We start from the raw sequence: 3,980 nt of genomic DNA, 5'->3' as shown, positions 1-3,980 counted from the left end.
ATTAAGTGAAAATACTTATGTACAAAATTATTCTGCTTTTGGTGCAAGACCAAAAATGAGTTATGGCGGTCAACAAAAAAAGAATGTGCAACGTACTACTAATTTACCAAATATAGGTAATAGCTCTAATAGTGTAATTAATGATTGCTTTACACAGCAGTATTCAACATTTTCTAGTGTATCAGAAGGTGGTATGCAATATGTTGGTAGACCGTTAGTAAGAAGGGAATTGTCTGTTGGTTCTGATGAGCAGCATTATTTTGCTTGTAATGCAAGGGTAGGTATGCCTGGTTATGATAGTCCGGTAGAAATGGTGCAACCTGGTAGTAATTTTCCAAGTAGTCGATTAAGTGAAAATACTTATGTACAAAATTATTCTGCTGTTGGTGCAAGACCAAAAATGAGTTATGGCGGTCAACAAAAGAGGAATGTGCAACGTACTACTAATTTACCAAATATAGGTAATAGCTCTAATAGTGTAATTAATGATTGCTTTACACAGCAGTATTCAACATTTTCTAGTGTATCAGAAGGTGGTATGCAATATGTTGGTAGACCGTTAGTAAGAAGGGAATTGTCTGTTGGTTCTGATGAGCAGCATTATTTTGCTTGTAATACAAGGGTAGGTATGCCTGGTTATGATAGTCCGGGAGAAATGGTGCAACCTGGTAGTAATTTTCCAAGTAGTCGATTAAGTGAAAATACTTATGTACAAAATTATTCTGCTTTTGGTGCAAGACCAAAAATGAGTTATGGCGGTCAACAAAAAAGGAATGTGCAACGTGCTACTAATTTACCAAATATAGGTAATAGCTCTAATAGTGTAATTAATGATTGCTTTACACAGCAGTGTTCAACATTTTCTGGTGTATCAGAAGGTGGTATGCAATATGTTGGTAGACCGTTAGTAAGAAGGGAATTGTCTGTTGGTCATGATGAACAGCATTATTTTGCTTGTAATACAAGGGTAGGTATGCCTGGTTATGATGATTCAGTAAAAGTGATGCAGCGTAGTAATAGTTTACCAGGGTGCCAAATAGGTGATCATACTACTATTGTTACTAATCCTAGTATACAACAACATTCAACATACTTGAATACCAACTTAAGTGTACATGTTGATAGTTGTCCTGTGGAAGATGTGTTATATGATGATTTGCAAGTAGATGATTTAATAAATTCCATAACTAGTGTACAAGAATGTTATTATCCTGCAGGTTATAAATATATGAGGAATTAATAAAGGTTGTTGATATGGTATTTACTCAATTGTAGTTGAGATTGTTAGCATTATGTATAGTTGAGAAAAATGTTAGGTGTCTATAATTGGATTGACAACGCATATCTAATACTGTAATGGTGTATAAGTATTTTTTTTATGTTAAGTGATGCCAATAGAGATATTGATGCCTGCTCTTTCTCCTACCATGAAAAGTGGGACTATAAGAAAGTGGTATAAGTCAGAAGGAGATATAGTCAAGTCAGGGGATGTTATAGCTGATATAGAAACTGATAAAGCTGTCATGGAGTTTGAGTATACAGATGAAGATGGTATCATTGGTAAAATTTTCTTTGCAGAAGGAAGTAAAGATATAGCAGTTAATCAATTAATAGCATTAATTGCAATAGATGAACATGACTTAGTTAATGTTCATTCATATAAGAAGAGTGATGATATTTCTCAAGGTGACTCAGGTGCGTTACAAGTTAATCAACAAGTTGTAAGTACTGGTGAAGTATTGGTTAATGAATCTAATGTGTCTGAGAGAATTAAGATTAGTCCTTTAGCCAAAAAGATTGCTGCGGATCTTTGTGTTGATGTTAATTTAATTAAAGGTACAGGCCCTTATGGTAGAATTGTAAAAGCTGATGTATTAGATGCTGCAAGTCAAAAAAAAGAGCATGTGTCTAGTTCTTCTATGGATTTTACTGAAATTAGTAGTATGCGTAGAGTAATAGCTGAACGTTTAGTATACTCTAAACAAAGTATTCCTCATTTTTATATTTCAATAGATTGTATAGTTGATGATTTATTAAAATTAAGATTAGAAATTAATGCTGAAAATCCTGATACTAAAGTTACAGTCAATGATTTTATTATTAAGGCTGTTGCTATGAGTATTAAAAAATTTCCTGAAATTAATGTATCTTGGTCTGATGATAAAATAGTTGTATTTCATAATGTTGATATTTCTGTTGCTGTATCCATTGATAGCGGATTAATTACTCCAATTATTTTTAATGCAGATAAAAAGTCTTTGTTAGAGATATCAAGTGAAGTTAAAACATTAGCTAGTAAAGCTAAGTCTGGGAAGTTGAGACCTGAAGAATTTCAAGGTGGAGGTTTTACTGTTTCTAATCTTGGTATGTTTGGTATAAAAGAATTTTATGCAATTGTTAATCCTCCGCAATCTTGTATAATGGCTGTTGGATGTTCTGAAAAAAGGGCAGTAGTTGTTGATGACCAGATAAGTATTTCAAATGTTATAACAATAACATTGTCTGTAGACCATAGGGTTATTGATGGTGTGTTAGCAGCTAAGTTTTTAAATTGCTTTAAATCTTATTTAGAGAAACCATTTTTAATGTTAATATAAAGGTTTCTTCTAGTTATAGTTTTTTTGCAGCTTACTTTATTTTTTAGTGCTTTAGTGAAGTTTCTTCAAGTTGTTTTGTTCTAAGTCTTATTTTGAATGAGTAATTTTTTTCTGATGCCTAATTTCCTTTAGTACTGTTTGTGTGGCTTTTCTATTTTTGAGTTGTTTGGACAGTTGTGCTACTTGTATGTGTTAATATATAGAGGATTTAGAATAAAGCTTCTGATGTATCGTGTAAAAGTTATTGTTTTTGTCGATTACTTACTAATTTTTTAAAGTTTATTTTTTAAATTATCCTGTTTTTGAGTCAGATTTACTCTAAAATCTTTGTTTTATCATATTTTACTTAGAAATATTACTATAATTCTTAAAAAATTATATTATAATTAATACTTATTAATAAAATTGTAGTTATTTATGTTGAGTGGTGTAGTAAGTCTGATAGAAGATATTGGGAATATAGTAAAGAGTATAGAAGAATTAATTAATTCTTATAGAGTACCAGGTCGTAAATTAAATTTAGAAGAGACAGTAAGATTAGAGAAAATATGTGTTTTAAAATCTGAGTTGGATGAGGTTCTGCATAATGGATTATGTGGTAGTAGAGAATTGGGGTTAGAACAACCTATTTTTGGATATCAACATCAAAATCAAGGAAAAATAGAATTTGAAAAAGAACACATGTTGTTAATTTCAATGAAGTTTAGTCGGTTAATATTGTATTTTTTAAAAGTTGAGGAGTTGTTGATACGGTTTAGTGATTTAAAGAGTGAAGAGCAAGCAGAAAGTAATTCTGTTTGTATAAATGTGGATAATGATATGAATCTGCTAATACAAGTACTAAGAAGAAGAAGTGAATTGCTGTCAAGGTTATTAGAAGGAAAATCTGACGAAGTAGTAACGATGGTTGAAAGTTTAGAGCAGAATGAAGTTGTGGTACATGGTCAAACAGTTGGTGGTATTAGTGATCAGTCTAATGTTCAAGTAAGTTTAATATCTGAAAAATCTGAAGTAGAACTTTTGTCTGATATTAGTAAACCTAAGAAAAAGAAAAAAACTAAGCAGAATAAGCAAGCACTAAAAAAACAAGACAATGCAGTGCTAGATAGCGTAGAATCAGGATCTTCTGAAGTAATGACAAAAATTCAAAATGAAAGTTCAGAACATGGTCAAACAGTTGGTGGTATTAGTGATCAGTCTAATGTTCAAGTAAGTTTAATATCTGAAAAATCTAAAGTAGAACTTTTGTCTGATATCAGTAAACCTAAGAAAAAGAAGAAAACTAAGCAGCATAAACAAGCACTAAAAAAACAAGACAATGCAGTTCTAGATAGCATAGAATCAGGATCTTCTGAAGTAATGACAAAAGTTCAAAGTGAAAGT

Annotated in this window: 3 protein-coding genes; all 3 read left to right on the top strand. The window is 31.3% G+C overall.

What is annotated here, in order from left to right:
- A partial coding sequence (locus DRF75_RS05120; protein WP_165375569.1) for a hypothetical protein occupies window positions 1–1,240 on the top strand: 1,240 nt, incomplete at its 5' end.
- A 148-nt stretch (window positions 1,241–1,388) separates the two neighbouring features.
- On the top strand, window positions 1,389–2,597 hold the full coding sequence (locus DRF75_RS04920) for a pyruvate dehydrogenase complex dihydrolipoamide acetyltransferase (RefSeq protein ID WP_045171127.1): 1,209 nt from the start codon (window positions 1,389–1,391) through the stop codon (window positions 2,595–2,597).
- Window positions 2,598–3,014: 417 nt separating this feature from the next.
- Window positions 3,015–3,980 (top strand): hypothetical protein (locus DRF75_RS04915; RefSeq protein ID WP_129992768.1); only part of this gene is annotated, 966 nt, incomplete at its 3' end.

It is taken from the genome of Ehrlichia minasensis (assembly GCF_004181775.1).
Classification (GTDB): domain Bacteria; phylum Pseudomonadota; class Alphaproteobacteria; order Rickettsiales; family Anaplasmataceae; genus Ehrlichia; species Ehrlichia minasensis.
This window is presented reverse-complemented; position numbering and strand designations above follow the sequence as displayed.